The following is a 16,669-nucleotide window of genomic DNA, read 5'->3' on the forward strand; positions in this document are numbered from 1 at the left end:
GTCACGCGCAGAATGTTCGTCGCGAGGGCGCGACGAACGACACGCGAGGCGCGTGTGCTCCCCCGAAGTAAGTTGGTCCAGAATTTTCACAGGGTAAAATAGAAAGTGGCGCCTTCGCCCACTTTGCCTTCGGCCCAGGCGCGTCCACCGTGGCGTTGGACAATACGCTGCACAATGGACAGCCCCAGGCCGGTGCCTTCGAATTCGCTGGCGGGGTGCAACCGCTGGAACACGCCAAAAAGTTTGGGCGCATATTGCATATCGAAGCCCACGCCATTATCGCGGACCAGGAAGACCTGCTCACCCGCTTCGTTGGCCTGTCTGCCGATTTCGATTTCTGCCGATGGCTTTGTCCGGGTGTACTTGATGGCATTGGAGAGCAGATTGAAGAATACTTGTTTGAGCATTGATTCATCGGCCTGGACAGTGGGCAGTTCGGAAATTCTCCAGGTGATCGCGCGGTCCTTCATTTCTGGCTTCAGTTCGGCCTGCACTTGGGCGACGACCGCATCGAGTTTGACCGCGGACCGGCGCAATTCTGCGCGGGACAGCCGGGCGAACGCCAGCAGATCGGTAATCAAGCGGCCCATCCGTTCACCCGCTTTGGCGATCGTGAGGAGATGTCCCTGAGCCGTGGGATTCATTCCGGCGGAACACTCCTCGAGGAGAATGCGCGCATAGGCGGCCACGTGGCGCGCGGGAGCGTGAAGGTCGTGGGCCACCGTGCTGGCGAAGGCGTCCAGCTCCTGGTTGGCCGCTTCCAGTTCGGCGGTGCGTTGCTGGACCCGCTGTTCCAAATCCCGGTTCAATTGCGATATTTCCTCGTGTGCCCGTTGAATCTTTGCCAATGCCTCTTGGAGTTCGCTGTTCTTTTCCTCCAGCTTGCGCACCAGCACCTCGCTGTATTGCTTGAGCACGTAAACCTCGTTGGCCCCCGGGACCAGCGGGTGTTTACGCTCGCGGGCCTTGAACATCGCTTCGTGCAACGCTTCGAGGATGACCGGCGTGGGAGCGGGCTTGACGACGTAGCGGTCGGCGCCGACGGCCTCCGCGAGTTGCCGGTCAGTGGGCGAATCGTAGGTGCTGGTGTAAAGGACGAACGGCAGCGCGCCGAACTTTTCCTTCCGGCGAATCTCGCGGCACAGGTTGAAGCCGTCCATGTTTGGCATGAGGATGTCCGAAATGACGCCGTCCACAGGTGCGCCCTCGAGCACGGCCAGCGCCTGGACGCCGTCGCTGGCTTCAAGCACGTTGTGACCCTCGGCCTCGAGTTGCGCGCGCAGCAGTTTCAGGTTGGTCGCGTGGTCGTCAACGATGAGGAGGTTCATGGGATTCATGCTTTCCCCGCCGGCCCGGTCTTGTGCACCGCGGCGCTCACGATTTGTCCGGAGAGCTTCCGTGTATCCACCGGCTTGATGATGTAGGCGTCACAGCCGGCGGCGAGCGCGTCCGCCTTGCTGAATTTCTCGGGCGCGGCGGTAATCGCGACGATGGGGATGTGCTGCGTCTCCGGGTCTTGCTTCAAGCGCCGCGCGAGCGCGAGGCCATCCATGCCGGGCAATTTCAAATCCAGGAGGATTATGTCAGGATGGCGGGCTTTAATTTCCTCCATCGCCTGTTCGGCGGAGTCGTTTTCGCGGACGCTATGGCCGCTGGAGTTCAGTACCGCGCTCAACAGTTTCATGTCGGTCGCGTCATCTTCGACGAGCAGGATGTTCATAAGTCAGGTTCCTTTGGTTTTTGTGGTTGCGCTGCGTTGGAGGATTTCAGCCACCTGGACGGGCAGCTTGCGCGTATCAATCGGCTTGGTGATGTAGCCGTCGCAGCCGGCTTCGCGCGCCTTTTCTTCGTCGCCCTTCATCGCGAAGGACGTCAGCGCCACGATGTGGATGTGCTGGTAGGCAGGGTTGGCTTTCAAGAGGCGGGTCAAGGTCAGGCCGTCCATGCCGGGCATCTGGATGTCCATCAGGATGAGGTCCGGCGTCGTGCGCTTGAGGATTTTCTGGGCTTCCTCGGCGTCCGGCGCGCGCAGGACCGAATGGCCCTCACATTCAAGCACGTCGGCGGCCAGTTTCAGGTTCGTCGGATTGTCGTCCACGATCAGGATGGTAGCCGGAGCGCTCATGCGGTCACCTTCTCGCTCACGCGCGGCAGCACCACGGTAAACGCGCTGCCTTTGCCGACTTCGCTCTCAACGCTGATGGCACCTTGCTGGAACTCGACGATTTTCTTGGTGAGCACCAAACCCAGGCCCGTGCCCTGGTAGCGCCGCGCCACGCCGGCATCGAGTTGCTGGAACTCGACGAAGAGCTTGCCCAGGTCCCCGGCCTTGATGCCAATGCCGGTGTCCCGCACTTGCAGGCGGAGCCGCGCCCCGTCGTGCGGGCTGGCCAGAATGTCCACTGAGCCGCCTTCATCGGTGAACTTCACCGCGTTGGAGAGCAGGTTGAACAGTACCTGTTTGAACTTCTGCTGGTCCAGCGTCACCTCGTCCACCGCGCGGTCCACCTCGCGGCGGATGACGAGGTTTTTCTTTTGCGCCATCGGCGCCACGACCGAGCACACCTCCTCGATGGCCTTGCCGACCGAGAAGGTTTCGGGATGCAGTTCCATCTTGCCCGCCTCGACTTTCGAGAGGTCGAGCACGTCGTTGATGAGCTGCAAGAGATGGCGGCCACTGTTGAGGATGTCCTTCAGATACTCCTTCTGTTTCGGGACCAGCTTGCCCGGCTTTTCGTCAATGAGGAATTCGGAGAAGCCGATGATGCCGTTGAGCGGGGTGCGCAACTCGTGCGACATGTTGGCGAGGAACTCGCTCTTCATCCGGTTGGCCTCCTGAAGCGATTGCTCGAAGCGCTTGCGCTCGGTCACGTCGCGGGCGGCGGCAAAGACCCCGAGCACCCTGCCTTTGTCGTCCTTATAGACCGAGGCGTTGTAGAGCACATCCGTGATGCGGCCGGTCACGTGCCGGATGGCCAGCGGATAGTCGCGCACGAAGCCTTCGGAGAACACCTTCTGATAACCGGCGCGCGCCTTCTCCGGCTCGGTGAAGTAGTCCGAGAAGTCGCGCCCGATGAGCTGTTCGCGCCCGACGCCGGTTGCCTGCACGGAGGCTTCGTTCACGTCGGTGATCTTGCCTTTCGGACTGATGGTGACGAGTGGGTCCAGCGAGGCTTCGATGAGCGAGCGGGCGTATTGCGAGGCCTGCTTCTGCACCGTCACGTCACGGGCGGCGGCGAACACCCCGAGCACCTTGCCTTTGTCGTCCTTATAGACGCTGGCGTTGTAAAGCACGTCCATGATCCGGCCCGTCGTGTGGCGGATGGCGAGTGGGTAATCGCGCACGAAGCCCTCGGAGAACACCTTCTGATAACCGGCGCGCGCCTTGTCCGGCGCGGTGAAGTAATCCGAGAAGTCCGTGCCGATGAGTTGCTCGCGCGGCACGCCGGTGGCCTCGACCGAGGCTTCGTTCACGTCCGTGATTTTGCCCTGCGCGCTGATGGTGACGAGCGGGTCGAGCGAGGCTTCAATAAGCGACCGCGCGTAGGCCGAGGAGGCGCGTTGCAATTCCTCGGCCATCTTGCGCTCCGTCACGTCGCGCGCGGCGGCGAACACCCCGAGCACCTGGCCCTGGTCGTCCTTATAGACGCTGGCGTTGTAAAGCACGTCGGTGATGCGGCCCGAGGAATGGCGGATGGCCAGCGGGTAGTCCTTCACGAAACCCTGCGAGAACACCTGCTGATAACCTTCCCGCGCCTTGTCCGGCTCGGTGAAGTAATCCGAAAAGTCCGTGCCCGTCAGCCGCTGGCGCGGAATTCCCGTGGCCAGCTCCGTCGCCCGGTTCACGTCGGTGATCTTGCCGTCGGGGCTGATGGTGACCAGCGGGTCCACGGACGCTTCGATCAAGCTGCGCGCGTAGGCGGCGGCGGCGCGTTGTTTGGCTTCGGCTTGCTTGCGCTCGGTCACGTCGCGCGCGGCGGCGAAGACGCCGAGCACATTGCCCTTTTCGTCCTTGTAAACACTGGCGTTGTAGAGCACGTCGGTGACGCGGCCTGACGAATGGCGGATCGCCAGCGGATAATCGCGGACGAAGCCGAGCGAGAACACCTGCTGATAACCTTCGCGAGCCTTCTCCGGCTCGGTGAAGTAATCCGAAAAGTCCGTGCCGATCAGCTTCTCGCGCGACAGGCCAGTGGCCTGGACCGACGCCTCGTTCACGTCGGTAATCTTGCCTTCGGGACTGATGGTGACAAGCGGGTCGAGCGAGGCTTCAATCAAACTGCGCGCGTAATACTGAGTGGCCCGGAGTTCCTCGGTGAGACGGATTTCGTCCGAGATGTCCTTGGAGATGAGCAGGAAGCCGATGGGTTTGCCCTTGCTGTCGCGGCGCGGCGTGATGACCACACGCGCGGTGAAGCGATCGCCGCGCTTGCGCACGCGCAGCAGCGTCCCCTCCCACTTGCCGTCGCGCAGCGCGGCCTGGACAATGTCCGTGTGCCGGCCCGCCTTCACGTCCTCCGGCACGTGCAGGATGGAGGAGTTGGCCTTGCCGACGACTTCCTCCGGCTCGTAGCCGTAAAGCCGGCGCGCGCCTTCGTTCCACAACAGAATTTTCCCGTCGAGGTCCTTGCCGATGACGGAATACTCCGTGGACGATTCGAGGATGTTCGTGATGAAGTCCACCGCCTCCTGCGCGTTGCCGACGATGGCGCTGTCGAACAGCTTGGCCCGCCGCAGCTCCTCGGTGAACGCCAGCTCGTTCGTCACGTCCTTGGACATGAGCAGGAAGCCGATGGGCTTGCCGGCGGCGTCGCGCCGCGGTGTCACGACGACGCGGGCATTGAACTGCTCGCGGTTCTTGCGGACGCGCTTGATGTTGCCCTCCCAATGGCCGTTTTGCATCGCGGCGTCGAGCATCTGCTGCGGCTTGCCCGCGTTCACGTCCTCGGCCGTGTGCAGGATTTGCGAGTTGGCCTTGCCGACCATCTCCTCCGGTTCGTAGCCGTAAAGGCGGCGCGCGCCCTCGTTCCACAACAGAATTTTCCCTTCGAGGTCCTTGCCGATGATCGAATACTCGGTGGAGGATTCGAGGATGTTGCCGATGAAGTCGAGCGCCTGCTCCGTGGTCTCAATGACGGTGCTGTCGAACAGTTTAGTTTTCATGGTTCGATTCTTTGGTTGGCAGAGTGAAATAAAAGGTCGCGCCTTCACCCACTTTGCCTTCGGCCCAGGCGCGTCCGCCGTGGCGTTGGACAATGCGCTGCACAATGGACAGCCCCAGCCCGGTGCCTTCGAATTCGCTGGCGGGGTGCAACCGCTGGAACACGCCAAAAAGTTTGGGCGCATATTCCATATCGAATCCCACTCCATTATCGCGGACCAGGAAGACCTGCTCACCCGCTGTCGTGTCCTGACTGCCGATTTCGATTTCTGCCGATGGCTTTGTCCGGGTGTACTTGATGGCATTGGAGAGCAGATTGAAGAATACCTGTTTGAGCATTGATTCATCGGCCTCAACGGTGGGCAATTCAGAAATTTTCCAGGTGATCGTGCGGTCCTTCATTTCCGGTTTCAATTCGCGTCGCACTTGAGCGACGAGCGCGCCGAGGTTGACCGGGGTTCGGAGCAATTCTGCGCGGGACAGCCGGGCAAAGGCCAGCAGATCTGTAATCAACCGACCCATGCGCTCACCGGCTTTGGCAATCGTGAGGAGATGTTCCTGAGCCGTGGGATTCATTCCGGCGGAACATTCCTCGAGGAGAATGCGCGCATAGGCGGCCACGTGGCGCGCGGGCGCGTGAAGGTCGTGGGCCACCGAGCTGGCGAAGGCGTCCAGTTCCTGGTTGGCCGCTTCGAGTTTGGCGTTGAGTTTGTGAAGATCGTCTCGGGCGACGCTCAACTCCTTGTTCCGGTGGATGGCGGCCTCGTAGGTGGACAGCAGGAGATTGAGAATTTGCAGACGGTCGGCGGTGATGAAGTGTTTGTGGCCGTTGAAGTAGATTTCCACCCCCATCCCTGCCTGTTCCGCCTGGCGCAAATCGCGATTGACGAGCACGAACTGCACGCGGCTCAACAGGTGATGTTCGTCATAGGGTTTAAGGATGAAGTTGTCCGCGAGGCACTCCAGCCCGCGAATCACGTCCTGTGGATCGGATAAAGTTGTGACTAGGATGACCGGAGTCCCGCCCAGGCTGGCATCTGATTTGACGCGGCGGCACAATTCATAGCCGTCCATTTCGGGCATGACCACGTCGCTGATGATGAGCGTGGGCTTGTGACGCTGCGCCGCTGCCAACGCTTGCCGGCCGTTGGTCGTGGCAGTGACGTGGTAGCCTTGCTGTTCAAGGATGTGTTGGAGCCGTTGGGCCTGCGTCGGGCTGTCTTCGACGACCAGGATTTCGACTGGCGGGTTGGCGGGTTGGGCGGTGGTGCTCATGGTGTAATTGCTTCGGAGGTGTGTCGGCGGTTGACCACGGAGATGAGGGTGGCGGCGATGTTGTCGGCGGCCAGCACGTGCGTGGCGCCACCCAGTTCGATGGCTTCGCCGGGCATGCCATGCACGACGGAGCTTTGGCGATCCTGAGCGATGGTAATGGCGCCTTGGTCTTTCATCAACTTCAGTTCCACTGCGCCGTCCTGGCCCATGCCGCTGAGCAGCACGCCCAGCGCATTGCGTCCGCACACTTCCGCCAGCGAGCGGAACATATACGAGACGGCGGGCCGCAAACCATTCTCAGGCTCTTCCCGCGTCAACAGAATGCGACCGTTGGCGCTGATGCCCATGTGAAAATCATCCGGCGCCAGATAGGCGTGGCCGGGCAACGGGCAAGTTCCGTGTGAAGCAACGTGAACCTGCAAGCCGGTGGTCTGGTTCAGCCACTCAACCAGGCCGGGCAGAAATCCATGCGCGATGTGCTGCACGATGAGGATGGCCGCGGGAAAATCTTTCGGCAGGCTCGAGAGGATGGTTTGCAAAACCGGCGGACCGCCGGTGGAGGCGCCGATGCCGATGAGTGTGACCCCGGCGGGCGCGCACTTCCCTTCGGCGGCCGGGGGCGCGGGCCAGGAAGCCGGGCGCGACCGGGGCCAGCGGCGCACCACTTTGACTTCGGACATCAGCTTGACCGTTTGCAGGAGGTCGGTCACCAGTTGTTCAAATTCGGCGTGCGCGCGCGCGACCGGCTTGGCCACACAGGCCACGGCGCCGGCTTCCAGCAAACGGAAGGTGGTGGCAACTTCCTTGGGGTCCGTGGTGGCGGTGCAAATGATGATCGGGACGGGTTGCGTCTCCATGATGCGTCGCGTCGCCTCGAACCCGTCGAGGCGCGGCATGTGAATGTCCATGACGATGACGTCAGGTTTGTTCCCATTAACGAAATCCAGCGCGGCCTGGCCGTCGTTGACCGCGCCGACGACCTGGATTTGCGGATCGGATTCCAGGAGGTGAACGAGCAGCATCCGTGACACCGGCGAATCATCTGCCACGAGCACGTTGATCTTGCGGTTGGTCATGCAGGGTCCTTTCGTTCAAACCAGCCGGCGGACGGCCTCAAGCAGATTGCTTTGATCGAAGCTGCTTTTTACGAGGTAGGCGTTGGCGCCGGCGTCAATACCGCGTTCCCGATCCTCGCGAGTTTCCAGCGCGGTCACCAGCACCACCGGCAATTCCGCCAGCTTTTTGTCCGCGCGAATCTTTGCCGTCAGGTCGAATCCATTCAGGCGCGGCATTTCCACGTCGGAGACGACCAGATCGAAACGTTCCGCGCGCAGCGTGGTGAACGCTTCCAATCCGTCCACCGCTGTTTTCACCTGGTAGCCTGCGGATTCGAGGATGCCTTTCAACAACATGCGGGACGTGATTGAATCTTCGACCACGAGAATTGCCTTGGCCTGTGCTGCCGTCGGCTTGGTTCCCGCTGCGACGCGTGCGGCCGCGCCGCCGGTCTCCCGAGCCGACTTGAGCAAGTCGGCGACGTTGAGAATCGGTGCGATCCGGCCAGAGCCGAGCACGGTCGCGCCGGTGATGTTGCGCACGCGCGACAACGGTTTGCCGAACCGCTTGACCAGCACTTCCTGTTCGTCGAGCACGGCATCCACCGCGAAAACCACGCGCTGGTCGCCCACGCCGAGAATGACGACCGGAGTGGCGTCGAGTGGATCGCCGTTGCGTTGCGTCGGCGGCAGTTCCAGCGCTCCGGCCAGACAGGCGAGCGCCACGGCGCGTCCGTTCAGTGAGAGGGTTTCGCGACCTTCGACGGTTTGAACGTCCTCCGCCTTGAAACGCGCCACACGCTCCACCTGGGCGACCGGCACGATAAACAGCCGCTCGGCCACCTCGACGAGGATTCCCCGAAACGTCGCCAGGGCCACCGGCAGGGTGATTCGAATGGTTGTTCCTCCGTGGCGACGGCTCTCAACGGAAACGCGACCGCCGAGCTTTTCGGTCTTCTCCCGCACAATTGCCAGACCCAGCCCGCGACCGGACAATTGCGTGATGATCGGGCTGGTTGACACATCGGCCTGAAAGATCAACGCCTGCGCTTCGGATTCGCCGAGTCGGCTCCCTTCCTCCGGTGAAATGAAACCGTGTTTGACAGCGGACTCTTTAACCTTTGCAACTTCGATGCCCGCGCCGTCGTCGGACACGAGGAACTCCACCTTGTTGCCGTTCCCCGGCGACACGGCGAGGGTGATGGTGGCGCGCGGAGGTTTGCCCAGCTTGATGCGCTGTTCGGGCGTCTCGATGCCGTGATCCACGCAGTTGCGCAGGAGATGAATGAACGGGTCTTTCATCTCCTCCAAAATGCGCTTGTCAATCTCGACTTCCTCGCCACGGATCACCAAGTCAGCCTCCTTGCTCTGATCGCGGCAAAGGTCGCGCACCAATTTCGGGAAGAGCGCGCCCAGCGTGGCAAACGGCAGCATGAGCAGTTTCTTGGAATCTTCCAGCAGATCGTCCACCAGTTTGCCAACGACCAAGTGATCCGATTCTGCCGTCCGCCTGAGCGCCGTGACTTTGTTTTCAAGTGACCGGAGGTGATCGTGATTCCAATCGAGGAACTCAACCAGCTTGGTCAAACCTGATGGCGGTGTGGCTGCGCGGGCCGACGCGGGCCGCTCGAATGTCTGGCGGAGCGTGCGCACTTCCGGCTGAACTGTCGCCCACTCTTTCTTCCACTCCTCCAACCGATCCACCAACTCACGCAAGTCGGATGCCCGCTGGCCAGTGGTCAATTTCGCCGCAAGCATTTCTTCCGCTTCCAATAGTTGCGTATCCAGTTTGGCAACGGCGATGCGCACGGTCTCTCCGGCGTCAGGTTTCTCCAGAGCGACTGATTCGCTGGCGGACAACGACGGCGCGGATTTTTCCACTGGGCGCGATGACAAAGGAGGCTGTGTGTCCGCAGATCGTTGGGCTGCGGGGGCGGCAAGAATTCTGGTCACAGCGTCCAGCGAGCGATGCACCTTGTCCAGCGCCGGCGGCGAGGGTTTGTTTTCCCCTCGTTTCCAAGCGGCGAAGACATCTTCCAGAGACTGGCAAATTGACTCAACCTCGGTGAAGTTCACCGCGCGCGCCGCGCCCTTGAGGCTGTGCGCGGCGCGGAACACGGTCTCGATGAGGCCGCGTTGTTCGTCGGGCACAAGCGTTTTCTCCAATGCCAGCAAGCCGGCGGCCATCGCCTGCAAATGCTCGTCGGCCTCGACTTTGAACGTCGCCCGCAGTGATTTGAGGAATTGGTCTTCCTGGATGCTCATACTTTGTAACGTTCGACCATTTGTTTGAGCCGCCGGCCCAGCTCATTGATGTTGCGCGCCGCCGTCTCCAACTGTTTTGCGCCCGCCACATTCTGGGTGCTCGCCTGCTTGATGCTCTCCATTGCGGTCGCGACCTGATCGACGCCGACCAATTGCTGCTGACTCGACGACGCGATCTGCGTCGCCGCCTGCGCCGCTTCCGACACGCTGCCCGCCAGCACCTGAATGGATTCGCCCGCCGCACCGGTCTGTTTCTCGCCCGCCTCCACCGCCTTGTTTCCTTGCTCGGTCGCCATCACCGCGGCGGTCGTCGCCTTTTGAATGTCGCTCAGAATTGTCCGCACCTGATTGGTCGCCTGCCGCGATTGTTCGGCGAGGCTCTTCACCTCCTGGGCCACCACGCCGAAGCCCTTGCCATGCTCACCCGCCTTGGCCGCCTCGATGGCGGCATTGACCGCCAAGAGATTGGACTGCGCCGCCAGGTCCTCCACCGTCGCGATGATCTGGCCGATGGTTTGGCTCTGTTCGCTCAAACGAACCATGCTGGCGGCGATGGCTTCCATCTGCTGACGGATACGGTTCATGCCGGCGCTGGCGTCCTCTGTGGACTTGCGACCGCTTTGAGAAATTTGCGCCGCCTTCTGCGCGCTGTCGGAGACGGCCTTGGCCTTCTGGCTGGCGACCTGCGCCGTTTGGCGGACTTCTTCCACCGTGGTGGTGGTTTCGCTCACGGCGGCGGCAGACTCGCTGGCGCTGGAGGCCAACTGGGTGGTGGAGGCGACGATCTCGCTCGCCGCAGAGCCAAGGACATTCGCGCCTTCGACTAACTGGCGCGTTTGCTCGCGCAGATTCTCGACCATCCGCGCAAAGGCGTTGCCCAAAACATCGTTCGGCGCTTGCGGTTTGATCGTGGAGCGCAAATCACCGGCGGCGATCTGCTCGGCTGCGCCGGCCATCGTCCGCAGCGACTGCGTCATGCGGTCGAAGGTTCGCGCCAGCACGCCCACTTCGTCAGTTCGTCCATCGGATGAGACTTGGACGCTTAGATCACCGACGGTGATTCGTTCGGCAACGGTGGTCAGGTTCTGGAGCGGGCGGGCGATATTGCGGGTTATGGCAAACCCCGCCAGCGCCGCGAGCACGAAGGCCGTGAGTGTGCCCAGCACAATGGTCCATTTCGCGTTGCGGGCATCGTGCTGCGCGGCTTCCACCCGATTTTTGAGTAAATCGTTCTCTTCACCTTCCATCTCACCGATCACCTTGCGAATTTCATCCATGTTCGTCTCCCCCTTGCCGGCTTTGATGATCTGCACGGCTGCTTCCAGGCTGTTCGTCCGGCGGACCTCAATCATTTCCCGAGAGAGCGACAATCGGGTTTTGATGAGTGGTTCCAACATCTGCAGCCGGCGCTGCTGATGTGCGTTGTCCGACGTTAACCGGCGAGTCTCCGAGACCGTCTGATCCAACTTGCCCAGCGCGCTCTGATACGGCTCCAGATAAGCGTCCTCCCCGGTGAGGACGTAACCGCGTTGGCCAGTCTGAACGTCCGTCAACAGCCACAGCACCTCCGCGAGTTGCGTCAGCACGTCGTGGGTGCGCTTGCGCAAGTCCGACGCCTCAATCAACTGGGTCGTGCTGCGGTAGGAAACCGCGCCGACGATGACGAAAATCACCATCACAAGGCCAAACCCGACGCCAATTTTTGTTCCGACATTCCATTTCATAGTTTTAGGTCTCCGTTGCTGGTTTGAGTTCAGTTCTCCACTTCTTCATGGACAATAATTTTCGGGTCCGCCAGAATGCGAACCAGGTCGAGCACCACAAGGCGTTCGGCCGTCACACCTTTCAAGTAGTCTTTGCGAATGCCCGTGAGCGTCGGCAGCGAAGGCTGCAAACTGTCCGCCGGAATCGAGCGCACGCCGACGATGACATCCGCCAGCAGGCCCAGTTCAAGGTCGTTGCCGCGAACGAGGATGATGCGGTGCAAGTCAGTCAAGCCCTTTTCGGGCAGGTCGAAAAACTTTTTGAGGTCGATCACTGGCAGGATATGGCCGCGCACGTTGACGATCCCCAGCACGAACGGCGGCGTGCAGGGCAGCGGCGTCAGATCCTTAAGCGGATACACCTCGCGCACGAAGCGCGTTTCCACGGCATAGCGTTCCTGCGCGAGGCGGAACTCCAGCACTTCGAGCAACGTTTCCGCGGCCGGAGCGGGCGGTGGGGTGCGTGCCAGCGCTGTCGCGCGGGCGCGGAGAATTTGTCTGGCGTCGTTGGCTTCGTTCTTCATGGCCTGGTCTCCATGGCAACAATTGAAGAGATGATTTCGGTGAGCCGGCCCGCCGTGAGGCCGTCGGATTCCGGCAGCAGATCGCCGGGCTGGCAGCGGCGCAGCAGACGCAACGCAGTGGTGAAATGTTTTTCCGCCCCGGCGATTTCGTCGCGGCTGCGCGCGAGGTTGGCCAATGCGAAATGTGCCAGCACAAAGTCGGGTTGCAGATAAAGCGCTCGTTGCAGCGAGCGGCGCGCCGGCTCGTGGTCGCCGAGTTCCTGCAAAACCACCGCGCGCAGATAGTGGCCGGACGGATCGAGCTTGTCGGCGGCCACCCACCGCTCACACCAGGTCAACGCGCCGGCCAGTCTGCCTTGATTGGCCAGCGCGCGCGCCAGCAAGGAAAACGCTTGCGGATCCGGCGCGGCGTTCGCAGTGAGCGAGGCCAGCAACGTGTCCGCTGCTTCCGCATAGCGGCCTTGTTGGTAAAACGATGTGGCCACGTCGAGCGGCGTCGGCGCTGACTCCGGCGACGCGGGTTCTTCCGGCGGCAAGTCAACCGGCGTTGGCGGTGTCCACGGCAAAGTTGCTTCAAACGCGGGCGCAACAAACTCCGCCGGTTCGCGGTGTGACGACAGCGTCCAAGGTTGTTCCGCGTGAACCTTCGCGTCGCTTTTTTGATAGAGGATGACGCCGGGAAAATTCACCAGCACGAACCGCGAGGACAACGCCTGCAAGCCTTCGCTCGGACTGACGGCCAGCCAGCCGTCATCCACCAGCGCGCAGCGAAGATTGCGGACGACTTTCCGCGCCTGCGGTGGCGTGAAATACATCAATACGTTCCGGCAGAAGATCACGTCCATCGCATTGGTGTCGGTGGCCAGTGAGGGATATACGTCCTCCGCCAGATTCAAGTTCATGAAGGTCACCCGCTTTTTGATTTCCGGGAGGATCGCGTGGCGGCCATCGCTGGTGCGGTGGAAGTAACGTTCTTTGAACCACGCCGGCGACTCGCGGAACGACCATTCGCCATACACGCCGGCGGCGGCCTTTTGGAGAAAACGCTCGTTGATGTCGGTCGCCAGGATCGTCACGTTCCAGTCCGGCAGGTCGGGAATGGCCTGGTCGAGCTGGATCGCGAGGGAATACGGCTCTTCACCCGTGCAACAGGCCGCGCTCCAGAAGCGCAACCGCCGTTCGCCGTTTTGACGGGAGCGGATCAAATCTGGAAGCACGCTTTCGGCGAGAACCTCGAACGTGCGCTTCTCCCGAAAAAAATAAGTCTCGCCGATGGTGAGATGGCTCGCCAGCACTTGAAGTTGTGCTTTGGTCAGTGGCGATGACAACAGCCACTGCGCACACGCCGCGCCGCCGGCAAAACCCAATTCATCCGCCGCCCCGGCCAGCCCGCGCTGCAAATCCGCCCGCCGTTCGGGTGGAAAATGCAGTCCGATTCGCGCCGCTATGAATTCGCTTACTTGACCGCACAGAATTTCCGACACCGCGCTAGTTTCCATGATTCACCTCCGTGTTCAGCGCTTTGTCCAAAGCGCGCGCTTCGTCCAAGGAGAGAAATTTTTCCAGGTCGTGAATTAACACCAGGCCGTCGTCGAGCCGGACCACGCCCTGAAGGTGATCCAGCCCCGGAACAATCTGCGCCGCGCCGATGATCTCGGCTGAGGAACGCTCAATCACGCCCTGCGTCTCATCCACGGCCAGAACGACCGTGCGCTGCGCCGTCTGCGCAATCAGGAATTGATCGGCGGGACGGACCTCCCGTTCCGGCAACCGAAACCTGCGCCGGATATTGAGCACGGGCAGAACGCGTCCCGCCACGTCAATCGCCCCGAGCACGATGTCCGGCGACTTCGGCAACGGAGTTATTTCCGCAGCCCGGACAATGCGCTCGACCACGACCAGTGGCACCGCATACCGCTGTGCATCCAGGCGGAAAACAACGAGTTGGGTAAGTTCGCTCATCTTAAACTTTTGGAGTCGGCTTTAAGAAATAACTGCGAGCCCTAAATCCATGCGCTCGTCCGGCCGCTGAGCCTCGTAGGGAACATCTTACCAGCCTCGCCGTGGGTGGCTTTGTCCTCGGCTTTTTTTGCTCTGTAATTTCGCGCGACCGCTCCGCCTGCACGTCCTCCGGCGTGTGGAGAATGGCGGAGTTGGCCTTGCCGACCACTTCCTCAGGACCGTAGCCGTACAGCCGCCGCGCGCCTTCGTTCCACAACAGGATTTTTCCGTCAAGGTCCTTGCCGATGATGGAATACTCGGTGGAGGATTCGAGGATGTTTTGGAGGAAGCCGGACAGATTATTGGTGTCCTGCCCGCGCAGCGGGTTGACAATGGGAGGTTCTTTGTTGGTTTTCATAGTGCATGAACGGGGTTGGATAAAGCGGTAACCAGGCTGTTGAACGCGCTCCTCACGGCACGGTGACGGGGCTGCGCGACAGCGTTTGGAGTGCGGTGATTTGTCACCGCTGTCGAAAGCGCCGACAAGTCGGCGCACTCCAAACGCTCCGCGAGGTTCAGAGCATCCCCCGCAGTGATAGCATTGCCTGCGTGCTGGTTCATGGACAGGGTGAGGGGTTCGTCGGTCGGCACGGTTACGAACAAAGGGGAAGCCGCCGGTCTTTTTGTTGCGCCATTCAAGTTCATATCAAATTTGGTTTACCTGGAAATTCATTGTCACTCTTCTCAGGCCGCCGCCATTAACGTTTCGAAGTTCCGTCACGGAACAAACCACGAATCACGGCCGGCAATTCCTTGCGCAGGCCATGCTTGGAAACGAAGCCGTCCGCCCCGCGCTCCAGGCACACGTCCCGAATGATCTGGCCGTCGTGCATCGTGAGGATGATCACGCGCGTGGCGGGACTGCATGGGCGGATGCGGTCCATGGCATCCAAGCCGTTGAGGTCAGGCATTTGCAGGTCCAGCAGGACGAGATCGGGGCAGTGACTGGCCGCCAACCGGATCGCTTCCTCGCCATTGGCCGCTTCGCTGGGCGGTTCGAAACCAAGCAGCGACGCTAGAAACGTCGAAACCGTTTCGCGAAATTGCGCGGAATCGTCCACGATCAACGTCCGGATATTTTTGCCGGACTGGGCGCGGGCGGGCCGAAGTTTGCTTGACTGAGGCATGATCAAAATAGGGGTATAGACTACGCGAGCAGAAGGGGAATGGTATCAGGAGGATTCTGATTATACCGCAAATGAATACCTAGGGGTAAACCCTGATTTATTTCGAAATCCGAAGTCCGAAATCCCAATGGCCTCCGGCGTCCGCTGCGAGCGACCTCCTGGCGAAACGGGCGTGGCGCGGCGAAACCAGAGCTTTGACGCCAAAACCTGGTGATGATCGGTGGGAATGAACGCGTTTGACCTCCCGCTCCTCCTGACGAAGGAAGGAGGAGAGGGTCGGGGAGAGGAGGCGCTTTTATTTGGACCACCCCTCTCTCCGGCTCTCTCCCCGCTCGTTCCTCGCGGAGAGAGAGTGTCAGATCGCGTTGGCAGTGACACCCCGCTCTCGCCACATTTTACCGATTATCAAAGGAAGTTGGTATGAGATCAGAACCCACACCCATGCGTGCGTTTCGGATTTAGGGTTTCGGATTTCGGATTTCGTACCGAGGGGCGCCGTACGGAATGGAGATTACTCTTGGCAAACGCTGGAGCGCTCCGTGGTGGCGGCTGTGCCTGTCAGCGGCCGGTCAGGCCCCAATCAGCTTGTTGCGGATGGCGTAGCGCACCAGTTCACTCACCGAGCGAAGATGCAGTTTGTTCATGAGGTTGGCGCGGTGGCTCTCCACCGTTTTAACGCTCCGGCCCAGCAGAGCGGCGATTGCCTTGTTGCTCCGGCCTTCGGCCACCAGTTGCACAATCTCCCGCTCCCGCGGCGTCAGCGCACCACGCCTCGGTCTGGAACTGGCGGAAGATGTTTCCGGATGGAGACGGCCTTGCATGATCCACTCGGACATTTGGGGAGTGAAGAACGGCTTGTGCTGAGACAGGGCTTCGACTGCCGAAACCAAAAATTTCCGGACCTCGGTCTTCAAGAGCAGGCCGCGCACGCCGACCGCCAACGCCTCCTGGGCCAGTTGCTCGGACTCATGCATGGTGAGCAGCAGCGCTTCGGTTTGCGGCAGCGCCTTGCGAATCTGTCGGGCGGCTTCAATGCCGTTGAGTTCCGGCATGCTGAAATCGAGGGCGACGATGTGCGGTTTGAATTGTAGCGCGAGCGTGACTGCTTCGCGGCCAGTGGTGGCTTCACCGCAGACCTGCCAGCCGCGGTGCATGGCGATCATCGTGCGCAGCCCTTCCCGTACGATGTCGTGATCATCGGCGATCAAAATACGTAACGGTGTGGAACTGTGGCTCATAAATCCAACGCTCGCGGTGTGCGTGATCCTGCACACAGACCCCGGGCCAAATCAAGAAGATACTCCGAACTGGTGAATCACGATCCTTGTAAGCACTCAGAGGAGCACGGCGTGAACGCGCGCCCCGACCCCCTGAAGGGCCGCACCAAACCAGGGCTTCGCAAATCGAGCGCATCCTGGCGATGCCCCCGTAGCGTAGGCGTCCCCGCCTGCGAGTTCTGGCTGCGTCTCGCGGCCAAGCCCAGCCCACGGGGCGCGGA

The 16,669-nt window shown here is 61.2% G+C and carries 14 protein-coding genes; all 14 read right to left on the reverse strand.

The features are described from left to right. Positions 1-86: 86 nt before the first annotated feature. Positions 87-1,328 carry a response regulator gene (locus tag HY298_22815; protein MBI3853093.1) on the reverse strand — a complete coding sequence of 414 codons (1,242 nt, stop codon included), beginning with the start codon at positions 1,326-1,328 and terminating at the stop codon, positions 87-89. Positions 1,329-1,333: 5 nt separating this feature from the next. Then, the gene (locus HY298_22820; protein ID MBI3853094.1) at positions 1,334-1,720 is read right to left on the reverse strand and encodes a response regulator; all 387 of its coding nucleotides are present in this window, start codon (positions 1,718-1,720) and stop codon (positions 1,334-1,336) included. Positions 1,721-1,723: 3 nt separating this feature from the next. Beyond that, entirely contained in the window at positions 1,724-2,125 is a 402-nt protein-coding gene (locus HY298_22825; protein ID MBI3853095.1) for a response regulator, read from the reverse strand. Beyond that, positions 2,122-5,163, reverse strand: coding sequence for a PAS domain S-box protein (locus tag HY298_22830; GenBank protein MBI3853096.1), 3,042 nt, complete (start codon positions 5,161-5,163; stop codon positions 2,122-2,124). Before HY298_22830 ends, HY298_22825 begins: the two co-directional genes overlap by 4 nt. After that, positions 5,153-6,436, reverse strand: coding sequence for a response regulator (locus HY298_22835; protein ID MBI3853097.1), 1,284 nt, complete (start codon positions 6,434-6,436; stop codon positions 5,153-5,155). The genes HY298_22830 and HY298_22835 overlap by 11 nt, the downstream gene beginning before the upstream one ends. After that, positions 6,433-7,512 (reverse strand): chemotaxis-specific protein-glutamate methyltransferase CheB, encoded by a 1,080-nt coding sequence (gene cheB / locus HY298_22840; protein MBI3853098.1) that lies wholly within the window; start codon positions 7,510-7,512, stop codon positions 6,433-6,435. Before cheB ends, HY298_22835 begins: the two co-directional genes overlap by 4 nt. A gap of 15 nt (positions 7,513-7,527) precedes the next feature. Further along, on the reverse strand, positions 7,528-9,756 hold the full coding sequence (locus HY298_22845; GenBank protein ID MBI3853099.1) for a response regulator: 2,229 nt from the start codon (positions 9,754-9,756) through the stop codon (positions 7,528-7,530). Then, on the reverse strand, positions 9,753-11,480 hold the full coding sequence (locus HY298_22850) for a CHASE3 domain-containing protein (protein MBI3853100.1): 1,728 nt from the start codon (positions 11,478-11,480) through the stop codon (positions 9,753-9,755). The genes HY298_22845 and HY298_22850 overlap by 4 nt, the downstream gene beginning before the upstream one ends. Positions 11,481-11,509: 29 nt before the next feature. Beyond that, positions 11,510-12,043 carry a chemotaxis protein CheW gene (locus HY298_22855; protein ID MBI3853101.1) on the reverse strand — a complete coding sequence of 178 codons (534 nt, stop codon included), beginning with the start codon at positions 12,041-12,043 and terminating at the stop codon, positions 11,510-11,512. Continuing rightward, entirely contained in the window at positions 12,040-13,542 is a 1,503-nt protein-coding gene (locus HY298_22860) for a tetratricopeptide repeat protein (protein MBI3853102.1), read from the reverse strand. Before HY298_22860 ends, HY298_22855 begins: the two co-directional genes overlap by 4 nt. Then, complete coding sequence (locus HY298_22865; protein ID MBI3853103.1) at positions 13,532-14,005, reverse strand: purine-binding chemotaxis protein CheW; 474 nt, start codon at positions 14,003-14,005, stop codon at positions 13,532-13,534. The genes HY298_22860 and HY298_22865 overlap by 11 nt, the downstream gene beginning before the upstream one ends. A gap of 1 nt (position 14,006) precedes the next feature. Next, complete coding sequence (locus tag HY298_22870; protein MBI3853104.1) at positions 14,007-14,402, reverse strand: PAS domain S-box protein; 396 nt, start codon at positions 14,400-14,402, stop codon at positions 14,007-14,009. Between the two features lie 340 nt (positions 14,403-14,742). Next, positions 14,743-15,171, reverse strand: a complete 429-nt coding sequence (locus HY298_22875) for a response regulator transcription factor (GenBank protein MBI3853105.1) — start codon at positions 15,169-15,171, stop codon at positions 14,743-14,745. A gap of 569 nt (positions 15,172-15,740) precedes the next feature. Further along, positions 15,741-16,409, reverse strand: a complete 669-nt coding sequence (locus HY298_22880) for a response regulator transcription factor (protein MBI3853106.1) — start codon at positions 16,407-16,409, stop codon at positions 15,741-15,743. Between the last annotated feature and the right edge of the window lie 260 nt (positions 16,410-16,669).

This window comes from Verrucomicrobiota bacterium, assembly GCA_016200005.1.
Lineage (GTDB): Bacteria > Verrucomicrobiota > Verrucomicrobiia > Limisphaerales > PALSA-1396 > PALSA-1396.

Coding starts and splice junctions, on each gene's coding strand:
- HY298_22825 (MBI3853095.1), bottom strand. CDS start 2,125: ATGAGCGCTCCGGCTACCATCCTGATCGTGGACGACAATCCGACGAAC.
- HY298_22820 (MBI3853094.1), bottom strand. CDS start 1,720: ATGAACATCCTGCTCGTCGAAGATGACGCGACCGACATGAAACTGTTG.
- HY298_22815 (MBI3853093.1), bottom strand. CDS start 1,328: ATGAACCTCCTCATCGTTGACGACCACGCGACCAACCTGAAACTGCTG.
- HY298_22875 (MBI3853105.1), bottom strand. CDS start 15,171: ATGCCTCAGTCAAGCAAACTTCGGCCCGCCCGCGCCCAGTCCGGCAAA.
- HY298_22835 (MBI3853097.1), bottom strand. CDS start 6,436: ATGAGCACCACCGCCCAACCCGCCAACCCGCCAGTCGAAATCCTGGTC.
- cheB (MBI3853098.1), bottom strand. CDS start 7,512: ATGACCAACCGCAAGATCAACGTGCTCGTGGCAGATGATTCGCCGGTG.
- HY298_22865 (MBI3853103.1), bottom strand. CDS start 14,005: ATGAGCGAACTTACCCAACTCGTTGTTTTCCGCCTGGATGCACAGCGG.
- HY298_22880 (MBI3853106.1), bottom strand. CDS start 16,409: ATGAGCCACAGTTCCACACCGTTACGTATTTTGATCGCCGATGATCAC.
- HY298_22850 (MBI3853100.1), bottom strand. CDS start 11,480: ATGAAATGGAATGTCGGAACAAAAATTGGCGTCGGGTTTGGCCTTGTG.
- HY298_22855 (MBI3853101.1), bottom strand. CDS start 12,043: ATGAAGAACGAAGCCAACGACGCCAGACAAATTCTCCGCGCCCGCGCG.
- HY298_22870 (MBI3853104.1), bottom strand. CDS start 14,402: ATGAAAACCAACAAAGAACCTCCCATTGTCAACCCGCTGCGCGGGCAG.
- HY298_22860 (MBI3853102.1), bottom strand. CDS start 13,542: ATGGAAACTAGCGCGGTGTCGGAAATTCTGTGCGGTCAAGTAAGCGAA.
- HY298_22830 (MBI3853096.1), bottom strand. CDS start 5,163: ATGAAAACTAAACTGTTCGACAGCACCGTCATTGAGACCACGGAGCAG.
- HY298_22845 (MBI3853099.1), bottom strand. CDS start 9,756: ATGAGCATCCAGGAAGACCAATTCCTCAAATCACTGCGGGCGACGTTC.